Origin of the sequence: Dyella tabacisoli (assembly GCF_003350925.1) — a bacterium.
GTDB classification, from domain to species: Bacteria; Pseudomonadota; Gammaproteobacteria; order Xanthomonadales; family Rhodanobacteraceae; genus Dyella_C; species Dyella_C tabacisoli.
In genome coordinates, this window is sequence record NZ_KZ857175.1 from 401,548 (window position 1) to 421,037 (window position 19,490).

Here is a 19,490-nt window from a genome sequence, read left to right on the forward strand (position 1 = left end):
ATTACATCCCGGTGGCTCGAACTTGCGTGCTTGCGATAAGCAGCGGTGTGGCTGTCGGCACACACAGCGCCTGGCTGTCGAGCAGTAATAGAGGTTGGCCGTTACTGGTGATACGTAATGCAGAGGTGACGAATTGCGCGGTGACGCAGGGGCCATTCCCCGCCGGTGGCGGTGGAAACGCGCAGCCGGCGATGACATAGGGGGCGGCGATGGTCACCGTCGGCATGCCGCCGACCAGTACGCGCGGATTGGGCATGGTCGGCTGCGCCGTGCCGCCATGCGCGCATGTCACTACGGCACCTTGATGTAGTAAGAATCCGGGCATGCGTTTGCTCCTGCTCACACGGCTTGCGGTTGATGTGCGTTGCCGCACTTGCTCACTAGATCACCACTAACGCCCCTGCATTGATCGTTACCGACGGCCCCACCATCGAGATCGAAGCGCCTTGCCCGTTCTGGATGATGATGCCGGTCTCGTTCACCGTAATCGTTGCCCCGGTCATGCTTTTAATCATGATTCCGCCGGTGGGGCCGGGTAGGTCGGAAATCGAAAGGCTGTTCTGCAAAGGCGTCTGCATCGTGATCGCCGGAACCGGTGGCGGTGACAGCAGGGCGGCGGCAGGCACTTCGGCCGCGCTACCCCAATAGCAGCCGCTCCAGATCGGATAGTCCGGGTCGCCTTGCTCGAATTCGATCCACACGCCCGCACCGATGATCGGCACGCAAAACACACCGGTTTGAATACCGCCCCAGGGCATGCACGGCATCGCCCAACTGCTGGGTAGAAAGCTCGACACATCCGGCACCAGCGCCATGATGCGGCCGATTTGCATAGGGTCGATATTGTTGAGAACGGTGCCGCGGTACTTGCCGTAATAACGGCCCGAGCCCAATGCGGTCATTCCACCAGAAGCTTGGGTATCGGTCATGTCACACCGGAATGTTGGGGAAGGTTGAAATCAGCCCGTTACGCGCGAGCGAAAAGCTTTGCTTGTATTCGCCGCGCTTGATTTTGTGGGTCACCTTTTTGACGTAATGCAAACCATCGAAGGCCGCGCCGACACCGCGCACGCCGACCAGCCGCCGCGCTTTCAGCGGTTGCCCGTAACGCAGTACATCGAGCGTGCCTTCGCCGAAAACACAGTCGGACGTTTGGGCCGCCTTGGTCAGGCCGATCACGATGCCTTGCAAGATCGAATACTTGGCATTGCCCTTGAGCAGTTCGATCTTTGGCGGTATCGGCGGGATCAAACCCAGCGGTGGATTCAGCGGCGTGATATCGGGGATCGGGATCGGGATCGGGATTTTGCTGAAAGGCTCTTGCACCACCACGATCGGCATCACTTTGGCATTTTTGTCGAAGCGGAAATTGATCTGCTCGATATTGGTTTCGGCGTCCATATTGAGATTGAGCGCCGGCTGCGGTTGGCCGACGCGGATCTCCGGCCCCCAGTAGGCGAAACTGACGCCGGGTTTCGGGCCGAATTCGATGCAAAAGATGTAACCCACTTCGTCGGCCAACTGCCGCACATAGGCGAGGTCTTTGCCTTGCTGGCGCGGAATAGTCTGGATCGGCAGCGGTACGTCGAACAGGATGCTGGGGATCACCAACGGTATCAGTCCAAGCACCGCGTACTTGGCGACTACCAGGGCCACGCGCGCTTCGCGCGGCATCGCCGGATAGGGGATGCCGGAGAAGTCGATGATGTCCATGATGCCCGTCAGGTCGGTGCCTTTGACGGTAAGCGTGCTCTGGCCGTCGGCTGTGCCTGGGCTGAACTGGTGATCGGTCATCACGCCGTCCATGATGACCTCGGAGTTGCCCGACACGGTGACGACGATAACCACGCGGGTAAATGGAATCGCGCCGCCACCGGCAAGCAGGAACAAGGTCTGCAACGGTGAGTTGTTGCTCAGGGTAAACACCAGTTCGAAGCCGCTGGGCTCGTTGCCCGAGTTGACCACCACCTCGATGCTCACCAGCGCATCGAGCACACTCTCGGGTACCGCAATCGGTATGCCCGGCCCGATCATCAAGGTCAGATGCACGCCCTTAAGCATGGGGGGCTCCGGGGATGCCGGCCGGCAAGGTGATGCGCAAGCTTGCGCCCGCCGTTTCGGTCAATTCGTCGGGGCGCACCACGCCATTGGCGTCGCACAGTCGCCAGAACAGCAAGGGGTCGCCCAGGTACTGTCCGGCGAGTCGATCCAGACGATCGCCATCGCGCAGCGTGATGATTTGCATGGTGGCAAACACGGCCGGCTGCGGCACCACGCGACGCACCAGACAGGTAACTGTGCGGCCGTCCGCGGTGGTCGCTCTTTGTGTAGGCACGCCGTAGTAGCGGCTGTTGGGTGCATAGGCCTGCGAGGCCAGGCCCAGCGGGGCCAGCATCGCCATCAAGCTACTGGAACCGTTGTCTGGGATGGTGTTCATCACAAGCTCCCTAAGCCGAGCGCGGACAACGCCGCCGACTGCCCGCTGCGGGCGAGGTTTTCTTTTTGCTGCTGATAAACCATGTACAGGCCGCTGCCGCGATGATCGAAAGGAAAGTCATCGACAGAAAGCACGCGCATGCCCAAGGACACCTTGGCGCGAATCGGATGCAGCGAAGGGTCGAAAGCTTCTTCGGTGATGCTGAACTCGGTTATCCGCACCGGCACGATGCGGCTGCTGTTCCATACAAAGAGCGTCAACGCCGCTTCCATCGGCACAATCTCCAAGGTGCCCTGCTGCGCCAGCGCGTGATTGGCCAGGATGGTCTGGCTGGACGGATAGATGATGGTTTCCAGCACGGCCAGTTGCGATAGCAGGCCCGCTTTTACGGCGCCCTGGTTCTTCTGCGGAAACTCCAGTTGATCGGTGGCATCCAGCTCGGCGTCGAGCTTGAAGGTCTCTACCGGCGGCCCTTTCAGGCGCAGTGGCTCGGAGCGGTTGTGCCCATCGGAGGCTACCGATTGCGCCTGCAGCGTGCGGGTGATGCTGTCGGGGTTGTACTGCAAGGCGATCACCCGGAGCATCGCGCCGCTGTTGGCGTCGAGCAGCACGATGCCGCCTTTGATGAGCCTGGGTGAGCCCGAGAAGCTCATGCGCGCGCTCCATGGGGCGATGCCGCCGGTGTCGCGACGGTGGGCGCGGTGATGCATGACGACAGGCTTTGGTGCACGGCGGCACCGATGGCGCGGCCGTCGCGCTGCGCATGTTTGGACAGGGTGACCGGCGCGGTGTCGATGCGATCGAAGCTGGCGGCTTTGAGCGGCGTGTTCTGCGTGAACATGGCCGATTGCTCTGCGAATCTACGCTGCAGTTCGGCTTGCACCGCGTCGCCGATGCCGTGGCGATGGCCTGCATCGAAGCCATGCAGTACCAGCTCATCGATATGCACGTATAGCGTGGTCGTGCTCATAGCCAATCCACCGTTTCGGTGCGGCTGAAAGGCCGCTTGATCTTGGTCGACTCGATCTCGGCCGCGGTGCGCAGATGCGGCATGGTGATCGGCGTACCGGCGCCGGCCGCGAGAAAGGCCGCGGTAAGTGCGACGTTGCGAATGGTGCCGCCGGAAAATTGCAGCCGCGCCAGCTTGTCGGTGCGTACGCCTTCCAGTGGGGTTTGCGCGGGAAATATCCGCTGCCAGATACGTTCGCGCATTTGCGCATCGGGAAAGGGGAAGGGCACGATCACCCGCAGGCGGCGCAGAAAGGCTTGATCCAGCGCGCTTTCGTTATTCGTCGTCAGCACGGCCAGGCCGCGATAGTTTTCCATTCGCTGCAGCAGAAAACTGATTTCCAGATTGGCGTAGCGGTCGTGGCTGTCTTTGACCTCGCTGCGCTTGCCAAACAACGCATCGGCCTCGTCGAACAACAGCACCGCACCGCCGGCATCGGCGGCATCGAAAATCTGCGCGAGGTTTTTCTCGGTTTCGCCGATCCATTTGCTGACCACCTGGGACAGATCGATGCGCCACAAGTCCAATTGCAAGGCGCCGGCGACGATCTCCGCGGCCATCGTCTTGCCGGTGCCGCTGGCGCCGCAAAACAGTGCCGCCGTACCCAGGCCGCGTGCGCTATGCGCGGCGAAGCCCCAGTCGTCGAAGACTTGCGTGCGGCTACGCAGGTGCGCGATCAAGCTGCGCAGCAAGGCGATCTGTACTTCGGGCAAGACCAGGTCATCCCAGCGCGCCCGTACCGGAACCGATTCGGCTAAACCGGCAAGCGCGGCCGCGCCTTCGCCGCGGCAATGCAGCCATAGCCGTTCGCCAAGGTCGTGGCGGGTCGAGCCGGACTCGACTGCATCGGGTGCGGCTGTATCGATGTCGTTCATATCCGCGCGCAGCTTTTGTGCGACGGAACGCAACGCGCTGGCCGAAAGATGGAACTGCCCCATCGCGCGTTCCAGCGCGCCATCGGGCAACTCGATGCCGCTCAATGCTTCCACCCACAGGCGCTTGCGATCATGGCCTTCGGGTACTTTCAGCGAGTAACTGTAGGGGCGGCGTCGCAGCCAGCCGCGCAAGGGTGTTCGCGCGATCACGATGGGCCCGCGGTCAATGCGTTCGACTACATTAATCGCGCGGTCCTGGGTCGGTTTGTCTTGAGTCTCGCTGGCGTCGAGTAGCAGGCAGGCATCGATCAGGGTGAGATCGCGCTGCAAGCGACGCAGTTGGATGTCCAGCAGTTCGGGTTGGCTCGATAGATCCGTTGCGGCGATCGAAACCAGATGCAGGCCGGCGTTGGTACAGACGCATGCGGCGGCCGCTTGCAGCTCTTGCGGATCGATGCCGGTAAGTTCCAGTGCGGGCAGCGCGCCATCGTTTTCGCGCGGGCCGGGCCAGCGCTGGCCGAGCCGCAACAGGGCCTCGCCATGGCTGGGCGCCAGGATCTCCGGCGCGGGCGATGGCCGCATCAGCGGCGCCAGCCGTTCGTCCAGTTCAACGATGCCCAGCAGATGATGCAGCACCGTCTCGCTGATGCGCAGGCGGCCCGTCACGACACCTTCCGTACTATCGAGCTCGATCAAGCACCAGTAGCGCAGCGGCGCGCTTGCGCCGAGCGCGGACCAATGCCCATCCGGGAATAGCGACAGTGCCAGCCCGAAGGTAGCCCATGGCGGCGCATCGGTGCCCTGCCGCGCGGCATAGGCTTGCCGCAGCGTGCCGTCCAATTCCTGTGCCGCGCAAAGCAACAGTACACTGGCTTCAAAATGCGACAGGCCAAAAAGTCGCGCGATACGCGCCAGGCTGGGTATCGAAAGCGGGGCCACCGGTGCGGCATCGGCCTCGCCACGCACGTAGGCACGCAACGCAGCGAGTGCTTGGGTCAAGGCTTGCTGGTTCTCGGTGAGCCAATGTTCCGAGCGTGGCAGCGCGGTCATGGCGGCACCAACTGGGTGGGATCGAACTGCGGCGGGTCGACCGCGTTATTGACCAGGATGCTATCCACGCCATCGACGCGCAGCCGAATCCATGGCTTGGCGCCGGCCACGAAGGGCGTGGCATCGAAGGTGAACTTCAAGGTATTCGTCGATGGTCCGGCCCATGCGGCGGGAAACACCTCCTGGCTGCCGATCAAGGCGCTTACGCGCTGTCCTTGCCAGACTTTGGGCGCGCAAGTGAGCGTCAATACCTTTGCGGTAACCGGCCCGGCCGAAACCATGGTTTGAATCAGCGGCGCCAGCGCCAGCGGCACCAGGTTGGTCAGGCGCTGGTCCAGGCCGGTGCCGACGATGGCCTCTACGTTGTAAATGCCGGCACGCAAAGCATCCGGTGCGGCCATCGGTGTCGGCAGTTGCACCGTAAGGCTGGTCGGGGTCGCCGTGGCGGCAGCCAGCGACACTTGCTCGGCGGTGATGGCATTGGTGAACGACACCGTGGCCGGGCCATCGGCCAAGTGATAGCCCGACAGCGTAAGCACTTCGTTCAAACGTACCGCCGATTGCTTGGCCGGTGGCGTGGCCGCCGTCAGCGTGGGCAAAGGCGGCAACATGTCGGCATTGACGGTAACGCCCACTGGCTGCTTCCAGATCGGATCGACCTTGCCGATGGTCAATACCGGCAGGGCAGCCTGTGCCGGCTGCGGGTTCTCGATCAGCACGACCGATATGTGATAAACCGCCGACGGCCGGTAAGTAGTTTGGAAGGCCATCCACAGTTTGGACATCTCTTCGGTGTCCATCACGTAGGGCACGATCTTGACCTGTTCGATCTGTTGCAGCAGATCGTCCGGGTTGATGAAACTGACTTCGGCCGGTGGCGGCGACAGCGCGTTCTTGATCGACTGCTGGGTGAGAATGGGCACCTCATGCAGATACTGCATGGCATAGCCGAGCAGCACGTCGGCGTACAGCTCTTGTTGGCTGTAGGCGGTGACCAGGTAATACAGATCCAGCGCCAGCATCGCGTTATTGATGCGTTGGCCGGCGTTGTCGCGGCTGGGCAGGTTGGCATTGCGCCAGCCGGGATTGGGGCTGAGGTGATACATGAAAATATTGAGCTGATCCGGTAGCTCGGCTTTATCGGTATGGATCAGGTCCGGCGCTTTGGCGGTAACCGTAACCGGGCCTTGCGCGCCCAGTTTCACGTGGTCGACGATGCCCTGCTGCAGCAGATAGCGCAGGGTGGCGGTGACGCCGGCGATGGCCAGATCAGTGCTCATGGCTGCTCATCGCCGGGGTGTGCCGCTTAGGTAGTCATCGAGCGAAGAGCGGCGCGGCGACTCTTGCCGCACGCTGGGCTTTGGCGCCGGTGCGGCGATAGCCCGGACATCGACACGCCCGATGGTGACGTGCACTACGGTCTCGTGATGCTCGTTCACGGCGGGGATTCTCGATGACGCGTGATCCGCGCTGGTCCTGGCTGGTGGCGTATGCACCTGCGGCGAAACCAGCATCGATGTGGCCCGATGCGCAGAAGGGGGCGATGGCGTCTCTTCGCTGGCTGTATCCACGATAGCGGGCGGTGTTTGATCGAGGCGATGTCGCATCGGGCGAACTTGCTCGCCATCGAGATGATCGACGTGGATACGCGAAGCGCCGCGTGGCGATGGTGCCTGCACGATGGTCGTGGCTGCCGGCGATACCTGTGCAGCCACGCTGCGTTGCCCGGTTATGGGCCGAGGCGGTTCGCTTGCCTGCGGCGTGCTTGTGGCAGGCGTGCCGGTGCTGTGGGTGTCTTTGGCGCTCGGCGGCGTGACGATGTCGGTGCTGTGTCGATCTGGCATGAATCGGCGCAGGGTTTCGCTCACTGGCGGCGATACCGTTGCATTCGCTGTCGATACGCTTGCACGCGCTGGCGTGGGTGTGGGCGCAGGCGCAGACAACGCTGTTACGGGTGCGGCCGGCTCGCTATGCGGCCCACTATCCGGTTGGTCGTGGCCGTTGACCGGCTCGAAACGTCCGGGCAGACGCGGCTGCAGCAGCGGCAGATCGCCACGGCTTCGTGCAATAAGTTGTCCCAGATAATTATTCATGGAGGTCATGCTTCATGGAGGTCTGCTTCATGAAATGGGTACTCATGCACAGATCAGGTCGAGGTAGGCCTGCCTCCGGGTCGGTGGCAACGCAAGAATGTCGGTCTCTGACCAGCCGTAGGCGCGGGCGATGGTATGCACGTCAGTCAACAGGCGTGCACCCCATGCTTCGATTTCCAGCCATAAGAAAGCCGCGATGTCGAAAGCCAAGGTAAAACCATGACCGCAGGCATGGCATGACAGCGCGAGCTGAGGGTCGGCCAGTGGATCGACGCGCGCCATTTCGGCCAGCAAGGGTTCGACCGCGCGAGGTGTTGGCGTGCGATCGGGTTCGCTTAGGCACAGCAGCAGCAGTTGTTCTTGTGCCTGCTGCGCATCGAGGTTGGCATCCATCGCCTCCAGGTCTTCCAGGGTCGGCAGGCGAAAATGCAGTGGGTGCCCTTCGATCTCGATGCTATGTGCGCGTCGCAGTGTTTCTTCGCTGTTCCATGCGGCGAGAAAATCCTCGACTTGCATGGCGATTTCCAGGCGGGTGTCACATGCGGGGCAGTCGGCAATGCCCGCGATGTCGGGGCCGAACAAGCTGCGGCGCAAGTTCAGCAGGCGCGCGTTGGTCGCACCGATAGGCAGCCTGTCGGGTGGGGCGTCGGCTGGGGCATCGGTTGAATCAAGCGCGCAAAGCAGCCGTGCACGACGCAAGGGCGGCAACAGCCTTCCTCGTTCCCAGATCGCAAGCAGGTCGGCCGCATTCACGGTTACGTATTCCCACTAATGAATAAGGTCAATGAACGGGGCGAGCGTGCAACGGCTCGGTGAGGTACTCCTCCTCATGCAGCGAGGGGTTTGTTTTTGCAGTTAGGTAAAGCTTGGTTCGCTCGGTTCAGGCACGGAAACGTCGCGTTCCCAGCCCTCGTTCTCCAGCTTTAAATGTTGGATCGCGACGGCATTGGCATTGGCATCGAGATCGGGCAAGGCCTGGTACTCGGACACCCAGCAGCGATAGATCTTGTACGACAGCGCGAGCTGGCCGGCCTCGTTGTAAAACTCCAGGATCAGATCCTTGCGGAAGTCCTTCAGCGAGGTTTCGGCGCCGAGTCCGGCACCGAAGTTCCACACTTTGTGCGCCCACGCTTCGAACGCGGTGTCGTGGGTGACGCCGCGCTCCATCGTGATCGCGTCGAACTCGCTGCGACCGGGTGATTTGCGGCTGGTACTCGGATCGCCGCCTTCGCGATGCTTGACTACTTCGGTGGTGCGCTTGAGCCCGCCGACCTTGCTCATGCCCGCCACGTATTTGCCGTCCCACTTCACACGGAACTTGAAATTCTTGTACGGATCGAAACGTTGAGCGTTTTGCGTGAACTGCGCCATGACGAAAGTCTCCCGTTGAACCTAGCTCAGACCGCGACTTGACCGGCCATCTGTTGCAGCTGGATAACGACGAATTCGGCGGGTTTCAGCGGAGCAAAACCCACTTCGATATTCACGATGCCGGCATCTATGTTGGCCTGCGTCGTGGTGGAGCTATCGCACAACACGTAGTACGCCTGCGTAGGTGTCAGCCCTTGAAAAGCGTGTTGCAAAAACAGGTTCTGCATGAACGAGGTGACATTCATGCGGATCTGCGCCCATAACGGGTCGGCATTGGGCTCGAACACCGCCCATTGCAGGCCGCGATAAAGGCTTTCTTCAAGGTAGAGCGCAAAGCGGCGCACCGGCACGTACTTCCATTCCGAAGCCTGCGCGTCGGCGCCGACCAAGGTGCGCGCACCCCATATCACCGAGCCGTAAATGGGGAAGCTGCGCAGGCAATTGAGCGCAATCGGGTTGAGCACACCCTGCTCGTCGTTGCTGAGGTTATAGGTGAGCTTTTGCACGCCCGACATCACCGTCTCGATACCCGCTGGCGCTTTCCATACGCCGCGATTGCCGTCTTCCGTGGCATAGACGCCGGCGACGACACCGCACGGCGCAAAGCTGCGAAGTTGGTTTTGATTCAACGGATCGGCGATGCGTACGCGAGGGAAATAAGCCGCGCCGTTGAGATCGTTCACGGTAAGCCGGTGGGTGCGCCAATTGATGGCCGAGGGCACATCGACCACATCCGGTGGCGGGTCCAGCAGTAAGAAGGCACGGCGCTTTTTACAGTAATCCATGGCCGCAGCGTAGACCGCGTTGATGTCGGAGTCATTGAGCGCGGGCGAGCTGGGCGCGCCGGGTTTTGCACGCGTCACGTCGGGCAGGCTGAGGATGTTGAACAGATCGACTTTGTCGAGCGCGTAGATGCCCGTGCCGAGCAATTCATCGCCGATCAGCTCGGTGCCGGTGGGCAGTGCGGTGCCATCGGAGGCTGCCGTGACGGTGATGTTGTACGGCGGTGCGACTTTGCTCGTGCCGCCCATCCAATACGCCGCCACGTTGTCGCTGGTCAATGAAGCGGTATCGAGTTTCAACGTAGTACAGACGTTGATGCCTGATGCCGGGCTGCCGAAAGAAACGGTGCAATCCGTTTTGCCGGGAATCTGCGCGACTACGCTGAGCGCATCGATGTGGGTCGCCGTCAGCGAAGATTGAACCGGGATGACATTGACTTGTGCGCCGGGATACCCGGCCTGCAAGGCACGCGCACATTTGACCGACAGCATGCGATAGACCTCGGTCAGCGAGGCCGGTCGAGGGTCGGTCGCGTTATACAGCGTTACAGCAACTGCCGTATCGGTGTCGATTTTGATAGTCAGGCCCGCCGCCCCTGCGCCTTGCAACGCGGTGAGCGCGGCGGTCTGCTCGGCGACGGACATCGAGCCGGAGATCAATCCGGTTCGGGCCGGTTGCGCCAGCGATCCAGGCACGAGGGGCAGCACTTGCACCATGGCCGATCCGGTATCCGGGTCGTTGACTACGGCCATGACGTAATTGGCCGAGGTGGTTTTCATGGTGACGTTGGAAAAAACCTCGGCGACACCGGTACTGATGTTGGTGACGGTCAGGTTGAAAGCGTCGGGGTCGGCATTTGTCAGGCCGATGTAATCGATTGTTATCGCGATATTGCCGGCCCACTTTCCGTTGCTGAGCGCTTGAAATTTCAGCAGCGTTTCAGTGTCTGCGGTGTCCGGTATGGTTATCTGCGCCGCAGAGGATCCGTCTTTGGGAACCCTCACGACAAAGGCGTTGGTGCCGCCATTGGCGAAAAACTGCTGCACGGCATAGGACAACTCACTGTCTGCCGCGAGGCCGCCGAAGTTGCGCTGGTAATCGGCGAAATTGAATAACTCGACGGCCTTGTGATCGGGTCCGCTTGAGGTATAGCCGACGAAGGCTGCGATCGACGTGGCGACGCCAATAATCGAATGCACCCCGCTCGAAATCTCTTCGATGTAAACGCCAGGATAAGTGAGCTGCATGACTGACAACCCCTATAGTTCAGACGAACGATGGAAGGGCAAGCCGCTAGCTTCGCGATATACATACTGAACACCGTCGCGACGGTGTTGGAGCGTGACAACCTTGACTTTCAGGGTGCAGCTCATTCCCCTGCGATACGTGGGCAGGCGCAAATGCAGGCGCAGTAATGAACTGCCGGCGCTTTGCTTCTCTCACTCCCCCGAGTTTGAGGCGATGGATGATTTCAATATTCAGGTAATCATTACGTGAATTTTCCGTATGTTTGTCGATGACAAGTGATTTGTATGCGCCGGGCCTCACCTTGGGCCGTGGCGCTGTCTAGACGTCTAGAGATCGTGCCGATCGATTCGGCATGGGCATCACATGCGACGTACGCCACCCTGGTGGCCGGCTCAGTTTCCAGCGCGCATCGACAGGGTGCGGTTTCAGCGTTGCTCCTGTTCAAGTCCGCGTGCCTACCGTGCCTTTAGTTGGGTGGATGATATGTAACAGTGCTTATATAGTTTCATCGTCCCATGTATTGATTCAATAGAACGACGACATGCCAGATTCGATCAGCCACCGCACTCCGCCGTGTCGCGTCATCGCGATAGCCGGCAGTCTGCGGCGCGACTCCATCAACCGCTTGTTGCTGCGTGCTGCTGCGGAAATGGCGCCGACAGATCTGCAGGTCGATGTCTATGACGGGTTGACCGCGATCCCGATGTTCGACGAGGACAGCGAAAAATTTATGACCGCGACGGGGCCGGTGCGCGCGCTGGCCGCGCAGGTTTCGGCAGCAGATGCCGTTCTCATTGCCACGCCGGAATACAACCATTCGATACCCGGCGTGCTCAAAAACGCGATTGATTGGCTGTCGCGCGGCAGCATCGGCGACGTACTGGCCGGCAAGCCGGTGGCGGTGATCGGTGCCAGCACGGGACGCTGGGGCACTCGCCTGGCCCAAACGGCGCTGCGACAGGTCTTGTTTGCTACCGGCTCGGTGGTTCTCAGCGGCCCGGCCGTCTATTTGAATAACGGAGCGGCTGCGTTCGACGCACAAGGCCGCTTGATTGATCCGGCAACGCGTGCATCGCTCGGGCATGTGCTGGACATGATGCGCCGGGCTTCCGTGACTCACTGATTGTTTCGTTCCACCGTGCTGTAACCCACGCTCTCTCCTATCCCCAAGGACACCTGATGAAAGCCATGACGCGTAGGATGCTTCCTCTTTGTTTGATGCTGTCGTTGACGGTTTCGCATAGCAGTTTTGCGACAGATACCGGTGTTCTGCCGCGCATTGGCTCGGCTCAAGTTTCTCAGGCCGCACTCCCGCTGGGTGTCACGCTGCGTGACATCGATGGTGGCCCCGGTTATTTCGCCAACAAGAATCCCCGCAGTGCATGGATGGACAACCATATTCTGCTGGGCGCATGGATGGAGCAGCCGGCCGATGCCACGCAAGTGGGTTATGCCACGGCCATGGGCGAAAACATCTACTGGAACCTCGGCGGCAAGGCAGGCGACCCCAGCCAATGGCGTGCGGACTACGACGTGATCCGCGCCGGCGGCATGCATGTTTCCGCGCCGGACACCACGCCCAACAGCGGCTCCGAAACCGTGTCGTACGACGGTTACGACGAGGCGGATATGCAGTACGGCTCCGGTGCCAACGGATGGAACCCGGCCGCCCCCAACGCCAACACCAATGACTGCATACCTGCCGGCAGCGAGTGCGGCTATACCGTATCGAAGTGGTCCTACACCGGCCTGCCCACCAGCTACGGTTCGCCGGGCTACCCGATGGACAGCATGGCCAAGCATCAGGGCTACGGCAAAGGCGTGCTGTTCTGGATGTGGGACTCCGAGGCGGCCGTGTTTCTGGGCTATTCGGACATTCTCTCGGCCGACAGTTATTGGCTGACCGATGCTGATCTCGAAGCGAACTCTCAGGGCGGCTGCGCGTTTTTCCCCGCCAGCGAAAGCATTTGCTCGGGCGCGACGCCCATCGGGCTGACCCACGCGCAACGCGCCCTGCCGGCGAACTACGCGTTCAATGTGACGCGATTGCAGACGCTGTCCAACACACTCAACCACCAATCGAAACCGGTGGTCGTGGATGTGGAGACCGGCTGCCCGGTCAGTGGCGGAACGGAGTGCATCACACCACCGGCAATGAAGGCGGCGGCTATGCATGGGCTGATCGCCGGTGCGCGCGGCATCTTGTGGTTCCAGCACAATTTCGGCGGCCCCTGCACCGACAACACCACGCTGATCGACGGCAATGATCCGACCACCAGCGACTACAGTTGCGAGCAGACCCCCGGCGTCACGATCCACAACGTGGTGGAGAATGTCACCGCGTTCAACGGGCTGGTGAACAGCTTGAACAACGTGCTGTTGTCGCCGTTTGCGGACGGTTACGTGACCCAGACCGGCAACGTCAGCGCGATGGCGAAGTACGACGGCAGCCACTTCTATGTCTTCGCCGCCTCCGGCACACCGGCCACGCCGCCACCGGCCAACCAGTCGGTGACGTTCACGGTGAAAAGCTCCGGGGCGACCACGGTCACTGTGGTCAACGAGGGGCGCACGATCCCGCTGGTCAACGGCACGAGTTTCACCGACACCTTTGCCGATGCCAACGCGTATCACATCTATCGCCTGGATTAAGACGGGCCGCCCAATGCATTAGGTAGTAAATGCTCCGAGTCAGAGAAAGGGGCTCGCCAAGAGCTGCTCTGATCTATACCGACAAGCAAGGTACGAACATGTTGACTATCAGAACCGCAAATTTCGTGGCAAGAACTCTTTCGTTGGCTCTGATAGCAGCATGGGCGGGACCGGCACTGAGCGAGAAAGGTCTTGTCGACAACGTCAATGCCGAGGCGGCAAAGGGAGTTATTCTTGCGCACCCGCTACGCGCCAACGTAGCGGAGTTGGAAGGGTCCGGCGGCAACATCACGGTCTTGAGCGGCCCCGACGGCAAATTCATGGTTGATTCCGGCATCGCCTTGTCCAAGCCTGCCATGCAGGCAAGCTTGGACAAGCTCGGATCGGCGCCGGTGAAGTACGTCGTCAATACCCATTGGCATTGGGATCATTCGGACGGCGACGCCTGGCTTCACGAAGCGGGCGCGACGGTTATCGCCACGCCGCAAACCGTAGATCACCTCACCAAGGCTTCGCGTGTCTCGGATTGGAACTTCACGTTTCCGCCCGTTTCCGCGGAAGGTGTGCCGTCGGTTCGATTGACGACGGACAAGACCTACACGATGAATGGCGAATCTGTCGTCGTGCATCCGCTTATGCCAAGCCACACCGACGGCGATATTTCCGTCTACTTCAAGAAGGCCGATGTGCTGGCGACAGGCGATACGTTTTGGAACGGAATTTACCCGTTCATCGATGATGAGCATGGCGGCGGCATCAATGGAACCATCGCCGCGGTCGACTCCTATTTGAAATTCATTACCGACAAAACGATCATCGTGCCGGGGCACGGCGCCGTGGCGGACCGCAAAAAACTGCTCGAATATCGCAGTATGCTCGTGGCTATCCGCGATCGCGTTGCGGTACTCAAGCGTCAGGGAAAGACTCTGTCCGAGGTGGTCGCGGCCAAGCCCACCGCACCGTTCGATGCCAAGTGGGGAAACTTCATCGTTACGCCGGAGCTGTTTACGAAGCTCGTCTACGAGAGCGTGTGAGCTGAATCGAATACGTGACCGACAAAAGAGTGTTCAATGGCGTCCACCGTCGTAGCGACAGATTGCCAATGCAAACCAAATTGATTTCGCGTACATCAGCGCGTCGCTTTCCGAGTCGTCTGCTGTGCGCGCTTGCGGTCGTTCTCGCCTGCTGTGCATCTTCGGCGTTTGCCTATCCGAATACGACGCCTGTAAGCGACCCTATTGATTCCGATGAAGCCTTGACCTGTGCACAGGCACAAAGGGTCGGCGACGAGATCGTCACGATGCGAACGACGCTGGCAGGCGTGCCGGCCATCCTTCGCATACCGAGAAAAACGACAAGGTCGCCCATTATCCTTTGGCATGGATTTGGCCCTCCGGCGAGCGAACGCGCGATGTTGGATGCGCTTCCGCTGGATGACATTCCCGCGGTGAAGGTCTACCTCGGGTTGCCGCTCTTTGGGCAGCGCGCTGTTCCCGGAGGCGGCAAGGAACTCGCCCTTCGTCAAAAGCAAGATTTCGGGCTTCTGGTATTCAAGCCTGCAGTGCTCGGGGCAGGCGACGAACTGCCTCTGGTCGTCGCGGCACTGAAGGAGCGTGGCTGCTTGGCGCCTGGCGCGAGCATTGGCTTGGTCGGCTTTTCAGCGGGCGGCGCCGCAGCCCTATATGCCATGTCTCAGGCTAAGGTTGCTATCGGCACGGTGGTACTGATTAATGCCTCTACGGGCTTAAGTGCTTCAGTTCAGGCACTTGAGCAGGCTACCGGACAAAAATATCTATGGTCGCCGGAATCGCGAGCCATCGCCGAGAAGACCGGCGTCGCCCGGTACGCGGCGGGCATTGCCCGAGTAGGCACTCCCCCGGCACTTCTTCTTGTGCAGGGAGCCGATGACTCCGTCATCGCACCGAAGGCCGCATCTGATTTATACGAAGGCCTGTTGCCCTACTACCGCAAGGCGGGAAGCGAGCGACGAATCCAATTCGTGCGGCTTGCCGGCATGCCGCACCAATGGTCTGCTGACGAACACGCATTAGATAGCGTTCGTCAGGCGCTAACAAAATGGTTCCAGGGATCTAGCTGATCTATCGGCATGCTCGCGTCGTGACCACGCCGTTTTTCATGCCCAATCGTCACGCCAAATCGTCACGCGCCTGGACGCATGCGCGATGAATGCTCACATCGAGGTCAACGATGCATGTCAATGATCTCGAACAGTCCTTTGGCCGGTTACACTAGGGAAAATACACTCAACTGTGAACGGTCTGATGATTAAGCAGGGACGGCTGACTTTTCTGGATTCTTTACGTGGTTTGGCTGCTGTTTACGTGGTTATTTATCACGTGTTGGCTATGCCGTCTCCAAGTTTGATCGCGGGACCCTATTTAAAGCCGTTATTGGAGGCCGGTGGCTCCGGTGTTGCATTATTCTTTGTAATTAGTGCGTTTTCGCTGTGCTATACCATGCCTAGGCATGCCGCCACTGGGGCGCCGGTCGCCAGCTTTTATATTCATCGATTTTTTCGCATCGCCCCGTTATTTTTCGTGTGGCTCGCCTTCTCGGTATGGCGCGACGGAAGAGCGGGGCATGCGGGGCATTCGTTTGCCGAAATTTTGGCCAATATGACGTTCACCTTTAACCTGTTTCCCGGTTGGAAGGAAGGCATTGTCTGGGCGAGTTGGGCTATTGGCGTGGAGATGCTGTTCTATGCCGTGTTCCCGATGATTTTTGGGATAGTTCAAGCCACCTTTAGTGCGGTGGTATTGGCGATACTCGCCATCGGACTGACATCAATCGTGACTTCAGGGTGGCTTGGTCTCGATAGCCCGGCTGTTACTGGTAGTTTTGGACTATTACGTCATCTGCCGGTCTTTACATTGGGAATTGTTGGCTATTATTTATATCGTCAAGGCGAAATGAAGCCTGTGATGTTTGCGCGGTCGGCAGGATTGTATTTCTTGGTTATTTGGGCGGTTTTATTCTTAGCCCTGCCATTTATCCTGACTTTCGTAGCTATCAGTGCTACGTGGTCTTGGATTTTATATGGATTCGCCTACCTGGCACTGTTGCTAGGCATGGCGAAATACCCTGTCGGGCTCGTCGTTAATCGCACGACGGCATATCTTGGCAAGGTCAGCTACTCGCTATACCTGGCGCACCCAGTCGTAATTGCGATTCTGGTCCCCACATTTCATGCTATTCAACGCGGCGTACCCGATACCACGGTGTCCTACTTGATGTGCGCCGCCTTGACTCTGATGATTTCATTGCCCATCGCTCATTTGACTCACCGATACATTGAGGTCCCCGGAATAGCCATAGGCCAGCGCATTGCTGAGAGGCGTGCTCGCTTGTTGCTCTGTAGCTCCGAAGGCTAGTTGGAAGATCTTCGACAGTCTGATGAGCGGGATGCTTGGGCGGCCATTGGACGGAATGGACCGGCCTGGGGGCATCTACCTGCACCGGCAAAACGGGCTGCGCGTGTCTCAGGGCAGTTTGGGTGCAGGTCAAATCCAAGTGGCGGATGGTCATTTGGATTTCTCCAGTGGATTTCTCCGGGCGAGAGCTTTGCGCCGACATGATTCTGGGTTACTGACATGGTGAGTACACAAATTGACTCCAGTCAGCAGACTCGGCACCGAAAGGGTCGAGCCGATCGGCTCGATCCGTATGGCGAACCCTTGAAACCCTTCACCCGCCCCCCCACTAGCTAGCTCAGGCTACGGGATCGGCTCCTCTCGCACTTGCAGGGGATTTTTGCGTCGCTAGAATTAGCACTCACCAACCCAGAGTGCTAGCAAAGCGTCTAAGATGCCGCTCCGGGTCACCATTTTTTCCAATCACCTCAATCCATTGCTGGAGCTAATCATGAGCAAACTGCGTCCGTTGCACGATCGCGTCATCGTCAAGCGCCTGGAAGAGGAGCGTGTCTCCGCCGGCGGTATCGTTATCCCGGACAGCGCCACCGAGAAGCCGACTCGCGGCAAGGTCATCGCAGCGGGCAATGGCCTGATTCTGGCTGGTGGCACCCTCCGTCCGATGGGCGTGAAGGAAGGCGACACCGTGCTGTTCGGCAAATACGCCGGCCAGGAAATCAAGATCGACGGCGAAGAGCTGGTCTTCCTGAAAGAAGACGACATCGTCGCGATCATCGAAGGCTGAGTAGCCGGGCGCTCGTAGTGGGGCAACGGGAGTCGACGTCGCGTGATGTAACCGCGCACCGGAACCCGCCCGCTCTCGCCTTGCTCTGACCGTTTTCACCTCCTATTTCCAAATTCTCAGAGATTAAAAACCATGGCAGCTAAAGAAGTACGCTTCGGCGAAGACGCCCGCTCGCGCATCCTGAAAGGCGTGAACACCCTGGCCAACGCGGTCAAGGTCACCCTGGGCCCGAAGGGCCGCAACGTCGTGCTCGAAAAGAGCTTCGGCGCGCCGACGATCACCAAGGACGGCGTGTCCGTCGCTAAAGAGATCGAACTGGCCGACAAGTACGAGAACCTCGGCGCGCAGATCGTCAAGGAAGCCGCTTCCAAGACGTCCGACGTCGCTGGCGACGGCACCACCACCGCGACCGTGCTGGCACAGGCGTTCATCCAGGAAGGCCTCAAGGCTGTTGCCGCCGGCATCAACCCGATGGACCTGAAGCGCGGCATCGACAAGGCCGTGATCGCCGCTGTGGGCGAGTTGAAGAAGCTCTCCAACCCGACGGCTGACGACAAGGCGATTGCCCAGGTCGGCACCATCTCGGCCAACTCCGACACCAACATCGGCGACATCATCGCCACGGCGATGAAGAAAGTCGGTAAAGAAGGCGTTATCACGGTTGAAGAAGGTTCGGGTCTTGAGAATGAGCTCGACGTGGTCGAAGGCATGCAGTTCGATCGCGGCTACCTGTCGCCGTACTTCATCAACAACCAGGCTTCGCAGCAGGTTGAACTGGATGACCCATTCATCCTGATTCACGACAAGAAAGTCTCCAACGTCCGTGAGCTGCTGCCGGTGCTGGAAGCCGTCGCCAAGGCTGGCAAGCCGTTGCTGATCGTCGCCGAAGAAGTCGAAGGCGAAGCGCTGGCTACCCTGGTGGTCAACACCATTCGTGGCATCGTCAAGGTCGCTGCCGTCAAGGCACCGGGCTTCGGTGACCGTCGCAAGGCGATCCTGGAAGACATCGCGATCCTGACCAACGGTCAGGTGATCTCCGAGGAAGTCGGCCTGGCGCTTGAGAAGGCGACCATTGCCGACCTCGGCCGCGCCAAGCGCGTTGTCATCACCAAAGAAAACACCACCATCATCGACGGTGCCGGCGAAGCCGAGCGCATCCAGTCGCGTATCAGCCAGATCAAGGCGCAGATCGAAGAGACCTCTTCGGACTACGACCGCGAGAAGCTGCAAGAGCGCGTTGCCAAGCTGGCTGGCGGCGTTGCCGTCATCAAGGTGGGCGCTGCGACCGAAGTCGAGATGAAAGAGAAGAAAGCCCGCGTTGAAGACGCCCTGCACGCAACCCGCGCAGCCGTCGAAGAAGGCGTGGTGCCGGGCGGCGGCGTGGCGTTGATCCGCTCGCTGAAGGCTGTCGAAGGTCTGAAGGGCGACAACACCGACCAGGACCTGGGCATCGCGATCACCCGTCGCGCGCTGGAAGCGCCGCTGCGCGCCATCGTCGCCAATGCTGGCGATGAGCCGTCCGTGATCCTCAACAAGGTCAAGGAAGGCACCGGCAACTTCGGCTACAACGCCGCCACCGGCGAGTTCGGTGACCTGGTTGCCATGGGTATTCTGGATCCGACCAAGGTGACCCGCACCGCTCTGCAGCACGCTGCATCGGTCGCTGGTCTGCTGATTACCAGCGAAGCGCTGGTGGTTGAGCTGCCGAAGAAAGACGACGGCCATGGTCATGGCGGTGGTCAGGGTGGTATGGGCGGCATGGGTGGCATGGACTTCTAAGTCCCGCTTTCCAGATT

The 19,490-nt window shown here is 60.1% G+C and carries 19 protein-coding genes; 7 read left to right on the forward strand and 12 right to left on the reverse strand.

What is annotated here, in order from left to right; translation table 11 throughout:
* Position 1 precedes the first annotated feature (1 nt).
* The 12 genes from DVJ77_RS08655 to DVJ77_RS08710 form a co-directional block, all read right to left on the reverse strand.
* Complete coding sequence (locus DVJ77_RS08655) at positions 2-325, reverse strand: hypothetical protein (RefSeq protein WP_114845076.1); 324 nt, start codon at positions 323-325, stop codon at positions 2-4.
* A gap of 55 nt (positions 326-380) precedes the next feature.
* Complete coding sequence (locus DVJ77_RS08660; protein ID WP_225427902.1) at positions 381-929, reverse strand: phage baseplate assembly protein V; 549 nt, start codon at positions 927-929, stop codon at positions 381-383.
* Position 930: 1 nt separating this feature from the next.
* Entirely contained in the window at positions 931-2,061 is a 1,131-nt protein-coding gene (locus DVJ77_RS08665; RefSeq protein WP_114845077.1) for an Ig-like domain-containing protein, read from the reverse strand.
* The gene (locus DVJ77_RS08670) at positions 2,054-2,437 is read right to left on the reverse strand and encodes a LysM domain-containing protein (protein ID WP_225427903.1); all 384 of its coding nucleotides are present in this window, start codon (positions 2,435-2,437) and stop codon (positions 2,054-2,056) included. The genes DVJ77_RS08665 and DVJ77_RS08670 overlap by 8 nt, the downstream gene beginning before the upstream one ends.
* Entirely contained in the window at positions 2,437-3,090 is a 654-nt protein-coding gene (locus tag DVJ77_RS08675) for a hypothetical protein (protein ID WP_114845078.1), read from the reverse strand. Before DVJ77_RS08675 ends, DVJ77_RS08670 begins: the two co-directional genes overlap by 1 nt.
* Positions 3,087-3,407, reverse strand: coding sequence for a hypothetical protein (locus DVJ77_RS08680; protein ID WP_114845079.1), 321 nt, complete (start codon positions 3,405-3,407; stop codon positions 3,087-3,089). Before DVJ77_RS08680 ends, DVJ77_RS08675 begins: the two co-directional genes overlap by 4 nt.
* The gene (locus tag DVJ77_RS08685; protein ID WP_114845080.1) at positions 3,404-5,371 is read right to left on the reverse strand and encodes an ATP-binding protein; all 1,968 of its coding nucleotides are present in this window, start codon (positions 5,369-5,371) and stop codon (positions 3,404-3,406) included. Before DVJ77_RS08685 ends, DVJ77_RS08680 begins: the two co-directional genes overlap by 4 nt.
* Positions 5,368-6,651, reverse strand: a complete 1,284-nt coding sequence (locus DVJ77_RS08690) for a Pvc16 family protein (RefSeq protein WP_114845081.1) — start codon at positions 6,649-6,651, stop codon at positions 5,368-5,370. The genes DVJ77_RS08685 and DVJ77_RS08690 overlap by 4 nt, the downstream gene beginning before the upstream one ends.
* Positions 6,652-6,657: 6 nt before the next feature.
* Positions 6,658-7,464: a hypothetical protein gene (locus DVJ77_RS08695; RefSeq protein WP_162791419.1), complete on the reverse strand. Its 807-nt coding sequence runs from the start codon at positions 7,462-7,464 to the stop codon at positions 6,658-6,660.
* A gap of 42 nt (positions 7,465-7,506) precedes the next feature.
* Positions 7,507-8,217 (reverse strand): hypothetical protein, encoded by a 711-nt coding sequence (locus tag DVJ77_RS08700; RefSeq protein ID WP_114845083.1) that lies wholly within the window; start codon positions 8,215-8,217, stop codon positions 7,507-7,509.
* A 102-nt stretch (positions 8,218-8,319) separates the two neighbouring features.
* Positions 8,320-8,835: a phage tail protein gene (locus DVJ77_RS08705; protein WP_114845084.1), complete on the reverse strand. Its 516-nt coding sequence runs from the start codon at positions 8,833-8,835 to the stop codon at positions 8,320-8,322.
* A 26-nt stretch (positions 8,836-8,861) separates the two neighbouring features.
* Complete coding sequence (locus DVJ77_RS08710) at positions 8,862-10,865, reverse strand: phage tail sheath family protein (RefSeq protein WP_114845085.1); 2,004 nt, start codon at positions 10,863-10,865, stop codon at positions 8,862-8,864.
* 542 nt (positions 10,866-11,407) lie between these two features.
* On the opposite strand from DVJ77_RS08710, the gene DVJ77_RS08715 reads away from it, so the two are divergent.
* The 7 genes from DVJ77_RS08715 (at position 11,408) to groL (ending at position 19,473) form a co-directional block, all read left to right on the forward strand.
* Entirely contained in the window at positions 11,408-11,989 is a 582-nt protein-coding gene (locus DVJ77_RS08715; RefSeq protein ID WP_114845086.1) for an NADPH-dependent FMN reductase, read from the forward strand.
* Positions 11,990-12,054: 65 nt separating this feature from the next.
* A complete protein-coding gene (locus DVJ77_RS08720; RefSeq protein WP_162791420.1) occupies positions 12,055-13,518 on the forward strand; it encodes a hypothetical protein in 1,464 nt (487 codons plus the stop codon).
* Between the two features lie 29 nt (positions 13,519-13,547).
* Positions 13,548-14,552 (forward strand): MBL fold metallo-hydrolase, encoded by a 1,005-nt coding sequence (locus DVJ77_RS08725; protein WP_225427904.1) that lies wholly within the window; start codon positions 13,548-13,550, stop codon positions 14,550-14,552.
* Positions 14,553-14,620: 68 nt separating this feature from the next.
* Positions 14,621-15,616: an alpha/beta hydrolase family protein gene (locus DVJ77_RS08730; RefSeq protein ID WP_162791421.1), complete on the forward strand. Its 996-nt coding sequence runs from the start codon at positions 14,621-14,623 to the stop codon at positions 15,614-15,616.
* 184 nt (positions 15,617-15,800) lie between these two features.
* Positions 15,801-16,910: an acyltransferase family protein gene (locus DVJ77_RS08735; RefSeq protein ID WP_114845090.1), complete on the forward strand. Its 1,110-nt coding sequence runs from the start codon at positions 15,801-15,803 to the stop codon at positions 16,908-16,910.
* A gap of 490 nt (positions 16,911-17,400) precedes the next feature.
* Entirely contained in the window at positions 17,401-17,694 is a 294-nt protein-coding gene (locus tag DVJ77_RS08740) for a co-chaperone GroES (protein WP_114845312.1), read from the forward strand.
* Between the two features lie 132 nt (positions 17,695-17,826).
* Positions 17,827-19,473, forward strand: coding sequence for a chaperonin GroEL (gene groL, locus DVJ77_RS08745; RefSeq protein ID WP_114845091.1), 1,647 nt, complete (start codon positions 17,827-17,829; stop codon positions 19,471-19,473).
* Positions 19,474-19,490: the final 17 nt, after the last annotated feature.